The sequence below is a fragment of the Streptomyces sp. NPDC002088 genome (assembly GCF_040296605.1).
GTDB lineage: Bacteria > Actinomycetota > Actinomycetes > Streptomycetales > Streptomycetaceae > Streptomyces.
The window spans coordinates 57,089-76,362 of the sequence record NZ_JBEOXO010000026.1 but is presented as its reverse complement, the minus strand read 5'-3'; the positions used below and the strand labels follow the sequence as shown (position 1 = coordinate 76,362).

Sequence of the window (19,274 nt, the reverse complement as noted above, 5' to 3'; positions counted from 1 at the left end):
ACACCGTGTTGTGCGGCGCCGTAGTGCTGGATACTGCGGGCAGCCGCCCCCGGTGACCGGTGCCGGACGCGGTGAGCTGGAGGGGACGGTTCGCGTGAGCGAGATACCAGCGAAGGCCACGGAGTCGGAGGACCCGTCGGGCGGCGCGAGGGCGGATGCCGCGGGCACTGCTGCCCACGGCGAGGTGCCGTCCGGGGACCCCATGTGGCAGAGCAGCCCACCCGGCTCGATCTACGACTACATCCGGGTCGCGTCCTTCTCTATCGGTGCGGACGGGCTCGTGGACCAGTGGTCCATGCGCGCCGAGCAGATCTTCGGCATCCCCGCCGAGCGTGCCGTCGGTATGGATCCCATCGAGGCCTTCATCGACCCCGACCTGCGCGAGCGGGGTCAGCGCAAGATGGCCGAGATCCTCGACGGCCGGGAGTGGACCGGGGTGGTCCCCTTCCGGATGCCGGACATCGCGGCGGGCGAGCGGGGCGAGGGAGGGCTCGCCGAGGTCTACGTGATGCCGACGCGGACCCTGGAGGGCGACAAGGCGGCCGTCTGTATCGTCGTCGACGTCCGCACGCTCCGCAGCATCGAGACCGACCTCGCCGCCTCGCAGTCGATATTCGGCCAATCTCCGTTCGGCTTCCTGCTGATCGACCCCGACCTGCGGATCCGCCGCGCCAACCAGCGGTTCTCCTCCGTCTTCGGCGGCACCCCCGACGACCACCGCGGCAAGGGCGTGTACGACTATCTGCCCCGACCCGAGGCCGACCGGGTCAGCGCGACCCTGCGCCGCGTCCTGGAGACCGGCGACTCCGTCACGGACATGCACGTCACGGGCTTCGTACCGGGCTCCGACGAGCGCCGCCACTGGTCCAGCAACCTCTACCGCGTGCACAGCGGCAGCGGTCGTCCGATCGGCGTTGCCTGGCTCAGCACGGACATCACCGCTCGCCGTGCCGCCGCCCGCGAAGCCGCCGCCGCCCGGCGCAATCTCGCCCTTCTCAACGAGGCCGGGGCCCGCATAGGGAACTCCCTCGACCTGGAGACCACCGCCCGCGAACTCCTCGACGTCGTCGTGCCCGGCTTCTGCGACCTCGCCACCGTCGACCTCTACCAGGGCCTGCTGGCCGGCGACGAGACCCCGCCCGGCCTCGCCGACGGCAGCGCCGAGCTGCGCCGCGTCGCCTTCTCCAGCGCCGTCTCCGGCGCCCCCTTCACCGGCAACGGCACGACCGTCGCGGTCGGCGCGGTCCACCACTACCCCTTCAACTCCCCCTGCGCGGACGCCCTGCGTACCGCCCGCCCGCAGCACGTCCCGGGCGAGGAGGGCGGTCTGGTGCAGTCCACGCTGGCCGTTCCGATGGTCGCCCACGACACGGTCGTAGGACTGGCACAGTTCGCCCGTACGAAGGGCAGCGAGCCGTTCGGCGAGCGCGACCGGGAGCTGGCGGTGGAGTTGGCGGCACGTGCCGCCGTCTGCATCGACAACGCCCGCCTGTACCGGCGCGAGCACGAGCGGGCGCTGATACTGCAACGGTCCCTGCTCCCGCCCGGCGACCCGGTCGCCTCCGGCCTCGACATCGCCTGCCGCTACCTGCCGGGCAGTGCCTCCACCGGCCGCCCCAGCGAGGTCGGCGGGGACTGGTTCGACGTCATCGAACTGCCCGGCCACCGTACGGCGTTGGTGGTGGGCGACGTGATGGGCCGCGGCCTGCGCGCGGCGGTGGCGATGGGTGAACTCCGCACGGCCGTCCGTACCCTGGCCCTCCTCGACCTCGAACCCGCCGAGGTGCTCTCGGCGTTGGACGAGATCGCGCGCGGGCTCGGCACCCCCGGCGGCGTCCAGCAGGCCACCCGCGCCGCCCGCCGCCCCCGCGAGGCCGACCTGTCCGAGGTGTACCTCGCGACCTGCGTCTACGCCGTCTACGACTCTGTGACCCGTCGCTGCACCTTCGCCAACGCGGGCCATCTGCCCCCCGTCCTCGTCGAACCCGGCGAGGCCGCCCTGATGCTCGACGTGCCGCCCGGCCTGCCGCTCGGTGTCGGCGGGGAGCCGTTCGAGGAGGTGGAGGTCGAACTACCCGAAGGCGCCCTGTTGGCGCTCTACACGGATGGACTGGTCGAATCCCGCGACCACCCCCTCGACGAGGGCCTCCAGGCGTTCGTCGGAGCGCTGACGGACCCGACCCGGCCCCTCGAGGACGTCTGCGACCACGTCCTGCACACCCTCGACACCCACCACGGCGAGGACGACATCGCGCTGCTGATGGCCCGCGTCCAGGGCCTGCCCACTGACTCCGTCGGCGACTGGACGCTGCCGCGCGAGCCGCGCAGCGTCGGCCGCGCCCGCGAGTACGCCCGCGGCCAGCTGCTCGACTGGGACCTGGAGCCCCTGGTCGACACCACGGAACTCCTGGTCAGCGAGCTGGTCACCAACGCGCTGCGCTACGGCGAGGGCGAGATCAGACTCCGCCTCCTCCTCGACCGCACCCTGGTGTGCGAGGTCTGGGACTCCGGCCTGGTCCAGCCCCGGCGCCGCCGCGCCCGCGATACCGACGAGGGCGGCCGAGGCCTCCAGCTCGTCGGCCTCCTCTCCGCCGCGTGGGGTTCCCGCCGGACCCCCCGAGGGAAGACGGTGTGGTTCGAACTCCCGCTCCCGGACGGGGAGACGGGCCTCACGGATCCGGCGGAGGCGCTGCTGAGCCTGTTCTGAGGCGCGGGGCGGCCACCGGCTCCCGGCCTGCAGGTGCAGGTGCGGGGGCTGTGACAGCTTGCGGGGTGCGGCGCCGGGTGGGCTGCCGGCGCGGTGGGCCCCGCGGGGTCGGATGCCGAGGCTCAGGGCCCCGCTGTTCGGCGGTCGTGCGGGCGACGGCCCACTGCGGGTGGCGTCCGGCGAAGCATGTGGGGCGCACGGCCGTTCGGGGCGGCGTCGAGCGCATTCCGGCCGTCCCGTGGCCCAGGGGGTGGACCGTCGCTCGGCGGCTACGCGGTCGCAGGCCGCCCCCGGCGGGCCCGGGTACGGGGGCCGCCGAAACTCGGCGGTGTGCCGTCGTCCGGGGTGACGCCCAGCAGGACTCCGCCGAGGACCGCCCCGGCGAGGCCGCTCATGTGCGCGGTGGCTCCGTCGTAAGGGTTGCCGTGCGTCCGTACGTCCTGCTCGGCGAGGTGGCGGGCCTGCCCGGCCAGGTCGTCGCACGTCAGGAGGTCCTCCGCGGCCAGGCGCCGTTCTGCCGCCGCCAGCCGGGTGCGGGCCTCGGCGCCCACCGCGCCCCGGTGCGTCGCGACGAAGCCGCCCGCGCCGGCGGTGGCACCACGCGCGACGAGAGACGCGGCGGCCGAAAGCACCCCGCCCCGTCGCACCGCGCCGAGCGGGGCGGTCGCCCGCACCACCCGGCGCAGGAGTTCGAGCGGATCGTACGGCCGCGGTGAGGTCACTCCCTGGCGTACGGAGTCCAGTACGGCGTCCGCGTGTAGCAGCCGTGCCCGCAGCTCACCCACGGGCACGCCGAGCCCCGCCTCCGGCCCCGTCACCCGTACCCTCGCGATCTGCGCCTCCGCCCCCGTGAGCGCGGCCGGGAGCCACTCCGTGGCCGCCGTCAGATCGGTCGCGACGCGGTGCACCGCGTCGACGAACACCGCCGCCTGCGCCACCGCGCCCTCGGCGGCGCGCAGATGCAGGGCCGCCCCTTCGGGCTCGCCCCGGTCGGCGGCCTGGCGGGCCTGGTTGAGGCGGGTGGTGGCGAACACCAGCCGGTCCTTGGCCTGTTCGACGTAGCCCGTGACCCCGGCGGTCGCGCCGGGCCCGTACCGCAGACCCAGGCCGGCGAGCGTCGCCTCCGCCACCCCGGTACGGCCCGTCAGCTCCCGGAACCGCGCCTCCGCGACCTCCAGCGCCGCACCCGCCCCCTGCTCCAGGCCGCGCAGCCGGTCGAACGCGACCGCCTCCGCGTCCAGCCGCCGTCCCGCCTCCGCGCACCGCCCGGCGATCCCCGCGAGCGCGTGCCGACGGGCCTCCTCCTCCGCCGGTACGCCCTCGTCGTACCGCTGCCGCATCGCGAAGGCCGCGGCCAGTTCCGCCTCCGCCTCCCGTACCGCCCGCGCGTACGGCTCCGTCGGCTCCGTGCCGAACAAGGCGAGCGCGAAGGAGAGTTCCTCCCGGCTGGTGCGCACGCAGTCGTCCGCCTCGACCAGCGACGCCCGTGCCCGCCCGTCGAGTTCGGCGAGCGGCGATGGGGGTCCCCCCGCTCGAGCGAAACCGAGCTTGGGGGAGGGAGGTCCGGTGGGGGCCCCGCCGGGAGTCGTCCGGGTCCGGGCCCGCCGGGTGCGCCGTATGTACCCGTACCCCGCGGCCACGCCCGCCGCGCCCACTGCCGCGAGCGGCAGGACGAGATCGACGGCGGACGGCCCGCCCTCCTGAGTCCCGTCTTCCTGAGTCCCACCCCCCTGGGGCCCGTCCTCCCGCGTCGCGGCCGCGTTCGTGGAGGCCCCGGGGCCAGTGATCGCAACCGGAGCGTCGTTCCCCGTCGTCATCCCTGGCAACATCAGCCACACGAGCCCGATCACCGCGCCCAGCACGGCATGCGCCACCCGCACGGATATGTACGCGTTCGCACGCCGCGGCCGGCCCCGGAACAAGGATGACGTCACATTTCGGAGCGTATGGCGGTGAATGCGGGCACGCGAGCGGTGTGCGTCCGAGGCGGGGTGCGTGAGGCAGACCGAGGCATGAGGGGGACACGGGATGGAACACGTGGAGCACGCGGAGCCGGAGACCGAGGCGGAGGCGGGGGAAGCCGAACCGGTCGAGGCCGGCGCCGGCCGCAGCCGCAGCCGCCGCGTCCGCTGGGCGACACGCCTCGCCCTCGGGCTTGTCCTGGTCCTCCTCCTGCCCCTCCTCGCCGCGGAGATCGCCCTCCGCGTGAACTACACCGGCGACCCCGCCGACGGCACGTACACCCGCAACCGTGACGCGATCTGGCTCGGCCACGCCTGGGTCGACGGACGCAAGCGCGACGCCGACGTCACGGCCCTGGCCCGCCGCCTGGACGGCACCGGCATCCGCGACCTCTACGTCCACGCGGGCCCGCTGGAGCACGACGGCACGCTCCCCAAGTCGGCCTATTCCAGAGCGAGTTGGCTGATATCCGCCGTACACCGCGAGAGCCCCGGCATACGAGTGCAGGCCTGGCTGGGCGACAAGCTGGCCACGGAGGAGCCCGACGGAATGCACCTGGAGCGGGACGCCACCCGCGCCGCGATCGTCCGGTCGACCCGCGAGATCCTTGCCGCCGGCTTCGACGGCGTCCATTTCGACCTGGAGCCCCTGCACTCCGGCGACGGCCACTACCTCGACCTGCTCGACTCCCTGCACACGGTCACCGCCGCCGCCGGCGTACCCCTCTCCGTCGCCTCCCACCAGATCGACCCGCTCCCGGGGTTCCACTCTTTCTGGGGCACGGTCGCCGGGCACCCGAAGTGGTGGTCCCAGGAGTTCTTCGGACAGGTCGCACGCCGCGTCGACCAGATCGCCGTCATGTCGTACGACACCATGCAGCCGCTGCAGAGCACCTACGGCGGCTACGTCGCCCAGCAGACCTCCCTCGCCCTGGAGGTCACCCCGCCCACCACCGACCTGCTGATGGGCCTGCCGTTCTTCCATGAGGACCGCTTCGGCCACCGCGCCTCCGCCGAGACCGTCCCCGCCGCCGTCCGGGGCGTCCGCCTCGGCCTGTCCCGCACGGACGCGGACCGCGCCAACTTCGGCGTCGCCCTGTACGTGGACTTCGCGGCGACGGAGGATGACTGGTCGGCCTACCGGAAGGACTGGGTACACACCGAATGACCGGCACCCGCGCACTCCTGACCCGCTCCGACCTCACCTCCCTCGCCCGCGCCGCGCTCGGCCCGGACCGCGCCCTCACCGCCGTCACCCGCCTGCGTGGCGGCAGCAAGAAGGGCGTCTACCGGCTCACCTTCGATGTGGGAGAGTGAGCGCATGCACTGGGCGTTGGTGAGTCTGGCCGTGGGCTGCGTGACGATCTACGCGGTGATCGGCCTTGCGGGGATCGTCACGGGCTGGGTGCCGCCGTGGGGTCGCAGCAGGGTGCTGCGGCCGAGGCTGTGGGGGACGGGGGCGCTGCTGAGCGCCGCCGGCCTGAGCCTCTTCATGTTCCTGGGCCCGCTGGGCGACGCGCAGCCCCTGCACGTCTACCTCCCGCTCGCCGGGATGGGCGTGAACTTCGTGGGGCTCGCCCTTCAGATGCTCGCCCAGCGACCGGGCCGTGCGCTGCCCCCGCCTACGATGTCCGCCTCCTGATCTTCGACCCCAGCCACACCAGCGGGTCGTACTTGCGGTCAACTGCCCGTTCTTTCAAGGGAATCAGCGCGTTGTCCGTGATCTTGATGCCCTCGGGGCAGACCTCCGTGCAGCACTTGGTGATGTTGCAGTAGCCGAGGCCGTGCTCGTCCTGGGCCGACTTCTTGCGGTCCAGGCCGGTCTCCTGCGCCGCGTCCAGCGGGTGCATGTCCAGCTCCGCGACGCGCATCAGGAAGCGCGGGCCCGCGAACGCCGTCTTGTTCTCCTCGTGGTCGCGGACCACATGGCACGTGTCCTGGCACAGGAAGCACTCGATGCACTTGCGGAACTCCTGCGAGCGGTCCACATCCTCCTGCTGCATGCGGTACTCGCCGGGGCCGAGTCCGGCCGGCGGGACGAAGGCCGGGACCTCGCGCGCCTTGGTGTAGTTGAAGCCGACGTCCGTCACCAGATCCCGCACGACAGGGAAGGCCCGAAGTGGCGTGACGGTGATCGTCTCCTCCCTCGTGAACACCGACATCCGCGTCATGCACATCAGCCGGGGCCGCCCGTTGATCTCCGCCGAGCACGAACCGCACTTGCCCGCCTTGCAGTTCCAGCGGACCGCGAGATCGGGGGCCTGGGTGGCCTGGAGGCGGTGGATGATGTCCAGCACCACCTCACCGTCATTGACTTCGACCTTGAAGTCCTCCAGACCGCCGCCCTTCACATCGCCCCGCCACACCTTGAAGTGGGCCGTGTAGCCGCTCATTCGTACAGCTCCTCTTCGGCGAGGTACTTGACCAGCTCCTCCTTGTCGAAGAGGGCGAGCAGGTCGGCGCGGATGGGTTCGGTGGTCTCGCGGGTCAGGTCGATCTGTCCGCGGACCGGGTCGGTCGCCGCCAGTCCGCCCGTCGGGTCGGCGAGCCCGCACAGCAGGTTGATACGGCGCCACCTGCGGTCCATCGTCGGGTGGTCCTCGCGGGTGTGTCCGCCGCGCGACTCCGTGCGCTCCAGTGCGGCCCGCGCCACGCACTCGCTGACCAGCAGCATGTTCCGCAGGTCCAGCGCGAGGTGCCAGCCCGGGTTGAACTGGCGGTGGCCCTCGACTCCGGCTCGCCGGGCCCGCAGACGCAGGTCGGCCAGCTTCTCCAGGGCCTGTTCCATCTCGGCCTCGCGGCGGATGATGCCGACCAGGTCGTTCATGGTCTGCTGGAGTTCCTGGTGCAGGGTGTACGGGTTCTCCGGCGGATGTCCCTCCCGCTCGCCCGGCGCCGGCCCCTCCGCCGAGAACGGCCGCAGCGCCTCCGCCGCCGCCGTGTCGACCTGGACGTCGTCCACCGGCGGCCGTCCGTCGCCCAGCCCGGTCGCGTACTCCGCCGCGTGCCGCCCCGCCCGGCGCCCGAACACCAGCAGGTCGGACAGGGAGTTGCCGCCGAGCCGGTTGGAGCCGTGCATGCCGCCCGCGACCTCCCCGGCCGCGTACAGGCCCGGCACGCCGCGGGCGGCAGCCGTGTCGGAGTCGACCGCGATGCCGCCCATCACGTAGTGACAGGTGGGCCCGACCTCCATCGCCTCGGCCGTGATGTCGACGTCGGCCAGCTCCTTGAACTGGTGGTACATCGACGGCAGCCGGCGCCGGATCACCTCGGCGGGCATGCGCGTCGACACGTCGAGGAAGACCCCGCCGTGCGGAGAGCCGCGGCCCGCCTTCACCTCGGCGTTGATGGCGCGGGCGACCTCGTCACGGGGGAGCAGTTCGGGCGGGCGCCGGTTGTTGTCCGGGTCCTCGTACCAGCGGTCGCCCTCGTCCTCCGACTGCGCGTACTTCTCCTTGAAGACGTCGGGGATGTAGTCGAACATGAACCGTTTGCCCTCGGAGTTCCTGAGCACCCCGCCGTCGCCGCGCACCGACTCCGTGACGAGGATGCCCTTCACCGACGGCGGCCAGACCATGCCGGTCGGGTGGAACTGCACGAACTCCATGTTCAGCAGTGGCGCCCCGGCGAGCAGGGCGAGTGCGTGCCCGTCGCCCGTGTACTCCCACGAGTTCGACGTCACCTTGAAGGACTTGCCGATGCCGCCGGTCGCGATCACGACCGCGGGGGCCTGAAGGACGAAGAAACGGCCGGACTCGCGCTCGTAGGCGAACACCCCGCAGACCCGGCCCTCGGCGTCCTTCAGGACCCGGGTGACGGTGCACTCCTGGTAGACCTTGAGGCGGCTCTCGTAGTCGCCGGTCTCGCGGTGGTCCTCCTGCTGGAGGGCGACGATCTTCTGCTGGAGGGTCCGGATCAGCTCCAGGCCCGTACGGTCGCCGACGTGGGCGAGGCGCGGGTACTCGTGGCCGCCGAAGTTGCGCTGGGAGATCCGTCCGTCCTTCGTACGGTCGAACAGGGCGCCCCAGGTCTCCAGCTCCCACACCCGGTCCGGCGCCTCCTGCGCGTGCAGCTCGGCCATCCGCCACTGGTTGAGGAACTTGCCGCCGCGCATGGTGTCGCGGAAGTGGACCTGCCAGTTGTCGTGCTCGTTGACATTGGCCATCGCCGCGGCGATGCCGCCCTCGGCCATCACCGTGTGCGCCTTGCCGAACAGGGACTTGCAGATCACGGCCGTGCGGGCGCCTCGCTCACGTGCCTCGATCGCGGCGCGCAGGCCGGCCCCGCCGGCCCCGACCACGACGACGTCCCACTCCTGCCGGTCGACCACGGACATCAATAGGCCCCACTCGTTAGAAGAAGCGCGGATCGTCGAAGACACCGGACGCGACGAGGTACACGTAGAAGTCGGCGAGCGCCACGCTCACCAGCGACGCCCACGCCAGCAGCATGTGGCGGGCGTTCAGCTTCCCGACGAACTGCCACATCCGGTAGCGCACGGGATGTCGGGAGAAGTGTTTGAGCTTGCCGCCGACGATGTGCCGGCAGGAGTGGCAGGACAGCGTGTACGCCCAGATCAGCGCGATGTTGGCCAGGAAGACCAGGGTGCCGAGGCCCATGTGGCCCCAGTTGTAGTGCTCGTCGCGGAAGGACAGCACGGTGTCGTAGGTCAGGATCCCGGCGACGACGATCGCGGCGTAGAAGAAGTACCGGTGGATGTTCTGCAGGATCAGCGGGAAGCGGGTCTCGCCCGAGTACGTCTTGTGCGGCTCGGCCACCGCGCAGGCCGGCGGCGACGCCCAGAAGCCCCGGTAGTAGGCCTTGCGGTAGTAGTAGCAGGTCAGCCGGAAGCCGAGCGGGAAGATCAGGATGATGATCGCGGGGGAGATGGCCCACCAGCTGCCGAAGAGGTCGGCGTTGGGGCCCGCGCGCATGGTCCGGCAGTTCTGCGCCAGACAGGGCGAGTAGAACGGCGAGACGTACGGCGCCGCGTAGTAGTGCGCGTTCGCGAAGGCCCGCCATGTCGAGTACACGACGAAGGCGAGCAGACCGGCGGCGGTGGCGGCGGGCGCCAGCCACCACCGGTCGGTCCGCAGGTGTGGGGCGTCGATCGCGGCGCGCGTCGCGGACCGTACGCCGCCGCTGTTCGGATGAGGTTCCGTACCAGTGGCCAACTCAGGACTCCCGGTCGGGTTCAGGGGGCGTGCCGGTCGCGGACGCCGAGTCCCTCGTCGTCCGAGTCCGTCCACAGGGCGTTGTTGTAGGGGGTGTCGGAGATGGTGACGAGCTCGGGCTTGTGGGATGAGGGGCCGGCGATGGCCACCGCGCGCAGCAGCGCGACGCTCTCGCGCAGATGATCGGCGTCCGCGCGGACGCGGCGCATATCGAGCCCGCGGCTGCCTATCTGCTGCTCCAGGCGGCTCACCGACCGGGACAGGTCGTCGAGGCTGCGCTGTATCGCTGTCAGGTCATCGTGCACGGACATGACATGACCTCACTTCCACTGGCCGTGTGGCCTTGGGTGGCGACGTTCATGCGCCTGCGAGTGTTGCGCGTCACACCTGCCGGTGTGAAGGCATGTGCAGCGATTGGCGGATTGAATGCCTCCCGTGCACACCCGTGAGCGCTCCGTGTGCGCCGGGGTTCGTGCGTTGCGCCGCACGGGTGGGCTTCCGAGCCGCCGCCGCCGTGTCGCCCCGGGCTGCTGAACCCTTTCCTCTTCAGTGGGTCAGTAGATCTGATCAACTCCAAAATACCGCCAAATGTGAACAGACCACACCCGTGTCACCGGCGGGAGCGGCTCCCCGGAGGTACCCAGAGATGTCCTACGACGGCCTCGGACCGCGCGCGGTCATGCGCTCGGTCGCCTTCCTCACCGCGGGCGCGCTCGCGGTGCCCCTGCTCGCCGCGTGCAGCTCCGAGGACGAGGCGAGCAAGCCGCTGGCCGGTCAGGACATCGCGCCGGCCGCACGTTCCGTGGTCGCCGACGGCGGCACCCTGCACTGGGCCGTGGACGCCGTGCCGGAGACGCTCAACACCTTCCAGTCGGACGCCGACGCGACCACCACCCGCGTCGCGCAGGCCGTCCTGCCCTCGATGTTCCGGCTGGACGCGAACGGGCGCCCGCAGCGCAATCCCGACTTCCTGGAGTCCGCCAAGGTCGTCGACACCGAGCCCAGGCAGGTCGTGCTGTACCGGCTGAACCAGCAGGCCGTCTGGAGCGACGGCCGGGAGATCGGCGCCGCCGACTTCGCCGCCCAGTGGCGCGCCCTGTCCGGCAAGGACTCCGCGTACTGGACCGCCCGCAACGCCGGCTACGACCGCATCGAGAAGATCGAACGCGGCGACAACGACCTGGAGGTCCGGGTGACCTTCGCCCGGCCGTACGCCGACTGGCGGTCGCTGTTCTCGCCGCTGTACCCGAAGGACGTCATGGGCACCCCGGACGCCTTCAACGACGGGGCCCGGCGCAAGCTGACGGTCACCGCCGGGCCGTTCGCCGTCAAGACGGTCGACCGCAAGAACGCCCAGGTCACCCTCGCCCGTAATCCGCGCTGGTGGGGGCAGCCGGCCAAGCTGTCCGAGATCGTGCTGAACGCGGTGCCGCGCGAGAAGCGGGCCGCCGCCCTGGCCGCCGGCACGGTCGACCTGGCCGAGATCGACTCCACCGACGTGCGGACCATCGCGCTCGCCGCTCGGGCGAAGGGCGCCGGCGCGCCACTACAGGGCCCGGCCGGAGGCCGGACCGCCGCGAAGGCGCTGCGCTCCTGGGCCCTCGTGCACGGCTCCGACGAGGACGCCGCCGACGACGAGATCCACGCCCGCAAGAAGCTGACCACGGCGATCGCGAGGTGGGAGGCCCAGCAGGACGCCCTGCGCGGCTTCGAGGTCCGCAAGTCCCTGGAGCCGGCCTACACCCAGCTCGCCCTCAACGGCTCCGACGGTCCCCTCGCCGACGAGCGCGTCCGCCGTGCCGTCGCCCGCGCCCTCGACCGCAAGGAGCTCGCGAAGCTCGTCCTGAAGCCGCTGGGCCTGCCCGCCGTGCCCGTCGGCAGCCACCTCGCCCTCTCCGGGCAGGCGGCCTACGCCGACAACAGCGGCGCGCTCGGCGGCCAGGACACCGCGGAGGCGCAGGCGCTCCTCGCGTCCGCCGGCTGGGTGCCCGGCGGCCCGGTCAAGGAGCAGAAGAAGGCCGAGAAGGCGGCCGGGGCCGAGGGGGAGAAGGCCGACGACGAGTCCCCGGGCGGCGACGACGGCACATACGTCGTCGGCGAGGACAACGAGGACAACAAGGCGCACCGCGACGCCGACCGGGAGCAGAAGCGGGACCACCACAGGGAGCAGTACGAGAAGGGCGACGAGGGGCCCCGGCACCTCGCGCAGGACGGCAAGTACAACGACAAGCACCTGCCGCAGGGCGGTGCGCCCGGCGCGTACGCCCCCAAGGGAACCGCCGCTCCGGCGGGCGCCGCGGCCGCGTCGCTGGCCAAGGACGGCAAGCCGCTCACGCTCCGTTTCGTGCTCCCCTCCGGCGCCGGCTCCGCGTCCCTGCGGACCGTCGCCGACCGCGTCTCCCGCATGCTGGAGCGGGTCGGTATCCGCACGGAGGTCACCAAGGTCCCGGACGAGAGCTACTTCAAGGACTACATCGCCTCCGGCCAGTTCGACCTCGCCCTGTACTCCTGGCCCGCCACCGCCTTCCCCGCCACCGACGCCCGCCCCATCTACGCCAAGCCGGTCCCGGCCGCCGACGGCTCCCTGACCGTCGAGCAGAACTACACCCGGGTCGGCACCGACCAGGTGGACCAGCTCTTCGACCAGGCGATCGCGACGCTGGACGAGGACGAGGAGAACTCGCTGATCCGCAAGGCGGACTCCCGGATCTGGGCGGCGGCCGGATCGATCCCGCTGTACCAGCGCCCCCAGCTCACGGCGGCGCGGAAGAACGTCGTGAACGCGGGCGCCTTCGGCTTCCAGACCCCCGTCTACGAGGACATGGGCTTCCTGAAGAAGGGCGCGGCGGCCGGGCCGTCGGCCGGCCATTCCGCGAAGTAGAAATTCCATGTAGGAGATCCACTGCGCCCTCCCGGGGCCGGGAAAGCGGCTCTGAGCTGGGCGGATATGCCCTGGCGCGCCTCTGCCGCCGCAGCCCCGTACCATGGGGTGAGGCCGTGGCATGTCAAGCCCGGCAGGGCCCGCGTAACACAGACGTACGCGCAGGCCGTCCTCACCACTCCGGGAGTACGCCACACCATGGCCACGCGCCACGACATCCGCAACGTCGCCATCGTCGCCCACGTCGACCACGGCAAGACGACCCTCGTCGACGCCATGCTGAAGCAGGCCGGTGCCTTCGCGGCGCACGCCGCTGAGTCGCTCGACGACCGCATGATGGACTCGAACGACCTGGAGCGTGAGAAGGGCATCACGATCCTGGCCAAGAACACGGCCGTGAAGTACCACCCGAAGGATGGCGGCGAAGCCATCACGATCAACATCATCGACACCCCCGGCCACGCCGACTTCGGCGGCGAGGTCGAGCGTGGTCTGTCGATGGTGGACGCGGTGGTCCTGCTCGTCGACGCCTCCGAGGGCCCCCTGCCCCAGACCCGCTTCGTGCTGCGCAAGGCGCTCCAGGCCAAGCTGCCCGTCATCCTGTGCATCAACAAGACGGACCGCCCCGACTCGCGCATCGACGAGGTCGTCAACGAGGCCTACGACCTCTTCCTCGACCTCGACGCCGACGAGGACCAGATCGAGTTCCCCATCGTCTACGCCTGTGCGCGTGACGGTGTGGCCTCGCTGACCAAGCCGGTGGACGGCACCGTCCCGGCCGACAGCGACAGCCTGGAGCCGTTCTTCTCCACGATCCTCTCGCACGTCCCGGCTCCGGAGTACGACGAGGAGGCTCCGCTCCAGGCGCACGTCACCAACCTGGACGCCGACAACTTCCTCGGCCGTATCGCGCTGCTCCGCGTCGAGCAGGGCGAGCTGCGCAAGGGCCAGACCGTCACGTGGATCAAGCGTGACGGCACGATGTCCAACGTCCGCATCACCGAGCTGCTGATGACCGAGGCGCTCACCCGCAAGCCCGCCGAGAAGGCCGGCCCGGGTGACATCTGTGCCGTCGCCGGTATCCCGGACATCATGATCGGCGAGACCCTCGCCGACCCCGAGAACCCGATCCCGCTGCCGCTGATCACGGTCGACGAGCCCGCGATCTCGATGACCATCGGCACGAACACCTCGCCGCTGGTCGGCCGCGGCGGCACCGGCAAGGGCGCCGACGCGAAGGCGGCCGTCAAGGACCGCAAGGTGACCGCCCGCCAGGTCAAGGACCGTCTCGACCGCGAGCTGGTCGGTAACGTCTCCCTGCGGGTGCTCGACACCGAGCGCCCGGACGCGTGGGAGGTCCAGGGCCGTGGTGAGCTCGCGCTCGCCATCCTGGTCGAGCAGATGCGCCGTGAGGGCTTCGAGCTGACCATCGGCAAGCCGCAGGTCGTCACCAAGCAGGTCGACGGCAAGACCTACGAGCCCGTCGAGCGCATGACGATCGACGTGCCCGAGGAGCACATGGGCGCCGTCACGCAGCTCATGGGCGTCCGCAAGGGCCGGATGGACAACATGTCCAACCACGGCTCCGGCTGGGTCCGCATGGAGTTCGTGGTGCCGTCCCGTGGCCTGATCGGATTCCGGACGGAGTTCCTGACCGGCACCCGCGGCACGGGCATCGCCCACTCCATCCACGAGGGCCACGAGCCGTGGTTCGGCGTCCTGACGACCCGTAACAACGGCTCGCTCGTCGCCGACCGCTCCGGCGCTGTCACCGCGTTCGCGATGACGAACCTCCAGGAGCGCGGCGTGCTGTTCACCGACCCCGGCACCGAGGTGTACGAGGGCATGATCGTCGGCGAGAACTCGCGCTCCGACGACATGGACGTGAACATCACCAAGGAGAAGAAGCTCACGAACATGCGGTCGTCCTCGGCCGACTCGTTCGAGGCGATCGTCCCGCCGCGCAAGCTCTCCCTGGAGCAGTCCCTGGAGTTCTGCCGCGACGACGAGTGCGTCGAGGTGACCCCGGAGGCCGTCCGCATCCGTAAGGTGAACCTGGACGCCCGCGAGCGCGCCCGCGCCGCGAGCCGCGCCAAGCACGGCTGACCCGCCGCCCCTTTCGGGGCCGGCTTCGAGACCCGGCTCTCCGCCTCAGCGGAGAGTCGGGCTTTCGTCGTACCCGCACTACGCGAAGTGTGGCGGGATCCTTCGGGTCGCGTGAAGGGGCGGCGGACCCTGTGTTCGGATATCGGAGATCGGTCCTTCGCGTTTCGGACATGTAAACAAAATTAAGTTCACTTATGTCCGAAATGCCGTCCTGTCGTCTCACGTGTCAAGCGCGCACAGGTGTCAATCGTCGCAATTTTTGCTCAAAATATTGACGATAGGGAGATCCCTACGTCTTCCGCCCTTGACGCGCGTTGAACTCCTTGGCGAAAGTTCCACCAAACCACAGAACCTGCCGGTATCTGTGCTGCGCTCAATTCTCCAACCCCCCGGGGGGAAGAACACTCATGACCAGTCCAGCCAAGGCCGAGGGCTCCGGGCCGTCGATCGCCTTGGACCCCGAGCTCGAGTCGAAGCCCGAGCCTGTCAAGGGCGAGAAGAAGCTTGAGGGTCGTTCCCCCGGCCAGTTGATGTGGCAGCGCTTCAAGCGTGACCGTACCGGCGTCATCTGCGCGGGGGTAGTGATTTTCTACTTCGCCGTCGCTCTGTTGTCGCCGCTGCTCACCAAGCTGAGCGGGACCAATCCGTACACGCTGTACGGCCAGGACCCGACGTACGCGGACAAGCCCGTCCTGGACGAGTTCGGGCTTCCGCTGGGCTGGTTCGGCGGGCTCTCCGGGGAGCACTGGTTCGGTGTCGAGCCGCAGTACGGACGCGACGTGTTCGCCATGCTGGTGTACGGCATGCGGACCTCGCTGTTCATGGCTCTCGGTGTCACCGTCCTGCTGATGGTCACCGGCGTCATCATCGGCCTGATCGGCGGCTACTTCGGCGGCCGCACGGACTACTGGATCGGCCGGGTCACGGACTTCTTCCTGTCCTTCCCGCAGCAGCTGTTCTTCATCGCCTTCATGCCCGTGGTGACCGCGTTCTTCGTGGACCCGCGTGAGGAGACCCCCACTTACTTCCGCGCGCTGGCGATGCTGATCGTGCTGTGGCTGCTGGGCTGGATGGGCATGGCGCGCCTGGTGCGCTCGACCGTGCTGTCCCTGCGTGAGCGGGAGTTCGTCGAGGCCGCCAAGGTCTCCGGTGCCTCGCCCGGGCGGATCGTCCGCAAGGAGATCCTGCCGAACGTGGTGACGCCGATCCTGGTGCAGTTCACGTACCAGCTGCCCAGCACCATCCTCACCATCGCCTTCCTCTCGTTCGCGGGTGTCGGCTTCGTCGAGCCGACCCCTGACTGGGGACGACTGTTCGCCGCGGGCGCCGACTACGCCCAGCAGGACCCGGCGTTCATCTTCTTCCCGGGCATGGCGCTGGTGATCTTCGTCCTGGCCTTCAACCTCCTCGGAGACTCGGTCCGGGACGCCTTCGACCCCAAGTCCGGGCGGTAGATCGTCCATTGGTGGGGGGTGACTGCCGCCCCCGCGTCGGCCTACCAGCCGCGTCAGGCAGTACTCATGGATAACAACCGACAGGTAGGTGCATACGCCAACATGAAGTCGTTCACTTCACCCAGAGCGCGCGCTCTCGTGGTCGCCGTCGCGGCCGCTTCCCTCGCGCTCACCGGATGCTCGGAGAACAAGGGCACCAGTTCCGGAGCAGACTCCAAGAAGGACCAGAAGGAAGCGTCGACCCAGTCGAAGGCGGTCACCTACGCTGACGCGGCCGGCTCCACCGGCCCCGCCGCGGCGGTCGCCGGTGCCAAGAGCGGCGGCACCATCCAGGTCTACCAGGAGGCGGGCCTGTCCCACCTCGACCCGGGCCAGATCTACGTCTCCGACGCCGGCCAGGTCGCCAACCTGCTCTTCCGTCGTCTGACGCAGTTCAAGGAGGACGACAAGGGCAACGTCTCGGTCGTGGGCGACCTCGCCACCGACTCGGGCAAGTCCTCCGACGGCGGCAAGACCTGGACCTTCACGCTGAAGGACGGCATCAAGGACTCGAACGGCAGCGCGATCACGTCCGCCGACGTCCGCCACACCGTCGAGCGCCAGTTCGCGAAGTTCATCTTCGACGGCCCGCCCTACCTGCAGACCTGGCTCGCGGGCGACAAGTACGCCAGCGACTACCGCAAGCTGCTGCCGGGCGGCGGCTTCGACGGCAAGCACCTGCCGGCCTCCGTCCTGGACACCCCGGACGACAAGACCGTCATCTTCCACTTCGACACCGCTCGCCCGGACCTGCCGCAGACGCTGGCCATGGCCGGCTACGCCGTCGTCCCGGAGAAGACGGACACGAAGGAGAGCTACGACAAGGCTCCCGTCGCCACCGGTCCGTACAAGATCGCTTCGTACAAGGTCGGCAAGTCCCTGGTGCTCACCAAGAACACCAACTGGGACCCGAAGACCGACTCCGTGCGCAACCAGTACCCGGACGGCTTCAACTTCCAGTTCGGCATCACCGAGTCGACCCAGACCAAGCGTCTGATCGCCGACCAGGGTGACGACAAGAACGCCATCCAGCTCACCGGTGCCGTCGAGGCCACGCAGATCCAGGACGTCATCGGCAACGCCGCGGTCAACAAGCGCACGACCAAGGGCTACCAGCCCTACGTCATGCAGCTGTCCTTCAACCTGGACCGGGTGAAGGACAAGAAGGTCCGTGAGGCCATCACCTACGCCGTCAACTCCAAGTCCCTCATCGCCGGTGAGGGCGGCGCCTACGGCGGCGACGTGGCCCCGAACTACTTCGCCCCGACCCTGCCGGGCTACGAGGCGACGTACGACCCGTACGGCCGTCTGAAGACGCCGCAGGGCAACATCGCGAAGGCCAAGGAGATCCTCAAGGACGTCCCGGCCGCCGAGAAGAAGGTCGTCTTCGCCTACTCCAACAGCGAGGCCGGCCAGAAGCGCAAGGTCGCCATCGAGGACGCGCTGACCAAGGTCGGCTTCGACGTGGTCTCCAAGGAGGTCGACTCCGCGAGCTACTACGAGCAGATCGGCAAGATCAACAACCCGTACGACATCTACATCACCGGTTGGGGCCAGGACTGGCCGTCGGCCGGCACGGTGATCACGCCGGTCTATGACCCGAACCAGGTTGCCGACGGTTCGCCGAACTACTCGCACGTCAAGGACGCGAAGGTCAAGGAGCTCATCAAGACGGCCCTGACCCAGGAGCCGACCGAGGCTGCGAAGACCTGGAAGGAAGCGCAGCACTACCTGCTGGAGAACGTCCTTCCGGCGGCCCCGCTGTGGTACACCAAGCAGTTCCAGCTCTCCGGTTCCAACATCGGTGGTGCCCGCTACGGCTCGGTGTCCAGCCTCATCGACATCAACCGCCTGTTCCTGAAGTCGTAACTCTCTACGGCTGATCGCGGGGGCGCGCACCAGGCGGAGCGCGCCCCCGCACTTCCGCGAAACCTCCCACCGTCTCCGCAGAGAGCAGCCTTCCCGCCATGCTTCAGTTCATAATCCGGCGCACGGTCGGTGCCGTCGTCACCTTGTTCCTCCTCGGCGCCGCCACCTTCTTCCTGTTCGTCGCCGCGCCCTCCGACTACGCCTCCCTGGCCTGTGGCAAGGACTGCTCTCCTCAGAGACTGGAGGACATCCGCCAGGCGCTCGGTCTCAACCTGCCGCTGCACCAGCAGTTCTGGGACTTCATGTCCGGCATCGTGCTGGGCCGTGACTTCCCGACCGGGCACTGCAACGCCCCGTGCCTCGGGGTGTCGTTCTACTCGGGCGACCAGGTGTGGTCCACGATCCTGGACCGCTTCCCGACCACCCTGACCCTCACCGCCGGTGGCGCGGTCGTCTTCCTCGTCGTCGGTGTCGGCGCGGGCATGCTCGCCGCCTACAAGCGGGGCAAGCTGATCGACAAGGTCGCCACGGGCGCCTCGATGGTGCTCAGCTCGTTCCAGATCTACTTCCTCGGCCCGATCGTGCTGATCATCTTCGTCTACAGCACGGGCTGGATGGCCAACCCCGCGTACCACCCGATCACCCAGGACCCGGTCGCCTGGTTCACCGGCATGCTGTTGCCCACCGTCGTGATGGCCACCATCTTCACCGCGCAGTACACGCGTATGGCGCGTTCGTCGATGATCGAGCAGCTCGCCGAGGAGCACGTGCGTACCGCCCGGGCCAAGGGCATGTCCAGCAAGTACGTGTTCTTCCGTTACGCGTGGCGCGGCGCGATGATCCCGATCGTCACCGTGCTCGGCATCGACATCAGCAGCATGCTCGGCGGTGCCGTCGTGACCGAGCTGACCTTCTCCCTCCAGGGGATCGGCCGCCTCGCCGTGGACGGAGCGTCCCACAAGGACCTCCCGCTGACCATGGGCGTCATGCTGTTCGGTGCCTTGTTCATCCTGATCTTCAACATCCTCACCGACATCGCGTACGCCTACATCGACCCGCGCGTCCGGCTCTCCTAGGAAGAAC

14 protein-coding genes are annotated in these 19,274 nt (G+C 70.1%); 9 read left to right on the top strand and 5 right to left on the bottom strand.

The genetic code is table 11. The annotated features are described in order from the left end of the window. Positions 1-94 precede the first annotated feature (94 nt). Positions 95-2,707, top strand: a complete 2,613-nt coding sequence (locus ABT114_RS39330; RefSeq protein ID WP_351148761.1) for a SpoIIE family protein phosphatase — start codon at positions 95-97, stop codon at positions 2,705-2,707. Positions 2,708-2,976: 269 nt separating this feature from the next. Here the strand turns inward: ABT114_RS39330 and ABT114_RS39325 are convergent, their stop codons facing one another. After that, positions 2,977-4,641 carry a hypothetical protein gene (locus ABT114_RS39325; RefSeq protein WP_502988472.1) on the bottom strand — a complete coding sequence of 555 codons (1,665 nt, stop codon included), beginning with the start codon at positions 4,639-4,641 and terminating at the stop codon, positions 2,977-2,979. A gap of 94 nt (positions 4,642-4,735) precedes the next feature. On the opposite strand from ABT114_RS39325, the gene ABT114_RS39320 reads away from it, so the two are divergent. Genes ABT114_RS39320 through ABT114_RS39310 form a run of 3 tightly spaced genes read left to right on the top strand, consistent with a single transcriptional unit; the run spans position 4,736 to position 6,310 of the window. Continuing rightward, a complete protein-coding gene (locus ABT114_RS39320) occupies positions 4,736-5,836 on the top strand; it encodes a glycoside hydrolase family 18 protein (RefSeq protein ID WP_351148758.1) in 1,101 nt (366 codons plus the stop codon). Continuing rightward, positions 5,833-5,985 (top strand): hypothetical protein, encoded by a 153-nt coding sequence (locus ABT114_RS39315; RefSeq protein ID WP_351148756.1) that lies wholly within the window; start codon positions 5,833-5,835, stop codon positions 5,983-5,985. The genes ABT114_RS39320 and ABT114_RS39315 overlap by 4 nt, the downstream gene beginning before the upstream one ends. 4 nt (positions 5,986-5,989) lie before the next feature. Next, positions 5,990-6,310, top strand: coding sequence for a hypothetical protein (locus ABT114_RS39310; RefSeq protein ID WP_351148753.1), 321 nt, complete (start codon positions 5,990-5,992; stop codon positions 6,308-6,310). Here the strand turns inward: ABT114_RS39310 and ABT114_RS39305 are convergent. Genes ABT114_RS39305 through ABT114_RS39290 form a run of 4 tightly spaced genes read right to left on the bottom strand, consistent with a single transcriptional unit; the run spans position 6,291 to position 10,153 of the window. Next, entirely contained in the window at positions 6,291-7,061 is a 771-nt protein-coding gene (locus tag ABT114_RS39305) for a succinate dehydrogenase/fumarate reductase iron-sulfur subunit (RefSeq protein ID WP_351148750.1), read from the bottom strand. The genes ABT114_RS39310 and ABT114_RS39305 overlap by 20 nt on opposite strands. Continuing rightward, on the bottom strand, positions 7,058-9,004 hold the full coding sequence (locus tag ABT114_RS39300; protein ID WP_351148747.1) for a fumarate reductase/succinate dehydrogenase flavoprotein subunit: 1,947 nt from the start codon (positions 9,002-9,004) through the stop codon (positions 7,058-7,060). The genes ABT114_RS39305 and ABT114_RS39300 overlap by 4 nt, the downstream gene beginning before the upstream one ends. Positions 9,005-9,020: 16 nt before the next feature. Then, on the bottom strand, positions 9,021-9,842 hold the full coding sequence (sdhC, locus tag ABT114_RS39295; RefSeq protein WP_351148744.1) for a succinate dehydrogenase subunit SdhC: 822 nt from the start codon (positions 9,840-9,842) through the stop codon (positions 9,021-9,023). Positions 9,843-9,862: 20 nt separating this feature from the next. After that, on the bottom strand, positions 9,863-10,153 hold the full coding sequence (locus ABT114_RS39290; protein WP_351148742.1) for an Rv0250c family protein: 291 nt from the start codon (positions 10,151-10,153) through the stop codon (positions 9,863-9,865). A gap of 335 nt (positions 10,154-10,488) precedes the next feature. Here ABT114_RS39290 and ABT114_RS39285 point away from each other — a divergent pair, with 335 nt between their 5' ends. The 5 genes from ABT114_RS39285 to ABT114_RS39265 all read left to right on the top strand — a co-directional run bounded on the left by ABT114_RS39285 (position 10,489) and on the right by ABT114_RS39265 (position 19,267). After that, complete coding sequence (locus ABT114_RS39285; protein WP_351148739.1) at positions 10,489-12,723, top strand: ABC transporter family substrate-binding protein; 2,235 nt, start codon at positions 10,489-10,491, stop codon at positions 12,721-12,723. A gap of 198 nt (positions 12,724-12,921) precedes the next feature. Continuing rightward, positions 12,922-14,829 (top strand): translational GTPase TypA, encoded by a 1,908-nt coding sequence (gene typA / locus ABT114_RS39280; protein WP_351148736.1) that lies wholly within the window; start codon positions 12,922-12,924, stop codon positions 14,827-14,829. Between the two features lie 407 nt (positions 14,830-15,236). Beyond that, complete coding sequence (locus ABT114_RS39275) at positions 15,237-16,283, top strand: ABC transporter permease (protein WP_351148733.1); 1,047 nt, start codon at positions 15,237-15,239, stop codon at positions 16,281-16,283. Between the two features lie 102 nt (positions 16,284-16,385). Then, positions 16,386-18,191 (top strand): ABC transporter substrate-binding protein, encoded by a 1,806-nt coding sequence (locus ABT114_RS39270; RefSeq protein WP_351148730.1) that lies wholly within the window; start codon positions 16,386-16,388, stop codon positions 18,189-18,191. Positions 18,192-18,289: 98 nt separating this feature from the next. Then, on the top strand, positions 18,290-19,267 hold the full coding sequence (locus tag ABT114_RS39265; protein WP_351148728.1) for an ABC transporter permease: 978 nt from the start codon (positions 18,290-18,292) through the stop codon (positions 19,265-19,267). Positions 19,268-19,274: the final 7 nt, after the last annotated feature.

Excerpts from the sequence above, each read along its gene's own strand:
- ABT114_RS39285 (WP_351148739.1), top strand. The coding sequence starts at position 10,489 with ATGTCCTACGACGGCCTCGGACCGCGCGCGGTCATGCGCTCGGTCGCC.
- ABT114_RS39310 (WP_351148753.1), top strand. The coding sequence starts at position 5,990 with ATGCACTGGGCGTTGGTGAGTCTGGCCGTGGGCTGCGTGACGATCTAC.
- ABT114_RS39320 (WP_351148758.1), top strand. The coding sequence starts at position 4,736 with ATGGAACACGTGGAGCACGCGGAGCCGGAGACCGAGGCGGAGGCGGGG.
- ABT114_RS39265 (WP_351148728.1), top strand. The coding sequence starts at position 18,290 with ATGCTTCAGTTCATAATCCGGCGCACGGTCGGTGCCGTCGTCACCTTG.
- typA (WP_351148736.1), top strand. The coding sequence starts at position 12,922 with ATGGCCACGCGCCACGACATCCGCAACGTCGCCATCGTCGCCCACGTC.
- ABT114_RS39300 (WP_351148747.1), bottom strand. The coding sequence starts at position 9,004 with ATGTCCGTGGTCGACCGGCAGGAGTGGGACGTCGTCGTGGTCGGGGCC.
- ABT114_RS39290 (WP_351148742.1), bottom strand. The coding sequence starts at position 10,153 with ATGTCCGTGCACGATGACCTGACAGCGATACAGCGCAGCCTCGACGAC.
- ABT114_RS39305 (WP_351148750.1), bottom strand. The coding sequence starts at position 7,061 with ATGAGCGGCTACACGGCCCACTTCAAGGTGTGGCGGGGCGATGTGAAG.
- ABT114_RS39315 (WP_351148756.1), top strand. The coding sequence starts at position 5,833 with ATGACCGGCACCCGCGCACTCCTGACCCGCTCCGACCTCACCTCCCTC.
- ABT114_RS39270 (WP_351148730.1), top strand. The coding sequence starts at position 16,386 with ATGAAGTCGTTCACTTCACCCAGAGCGCGCGCTCTCGTGGTCGCCGTC.
- ABT114_RS39275 (WP_351148733.1), top strand. The coding sequence starts at position 15,237 with ATGACCAGTCCAGCCAAGGCCGAGGGCTCCGGGCCGTCGATCGCCTTG.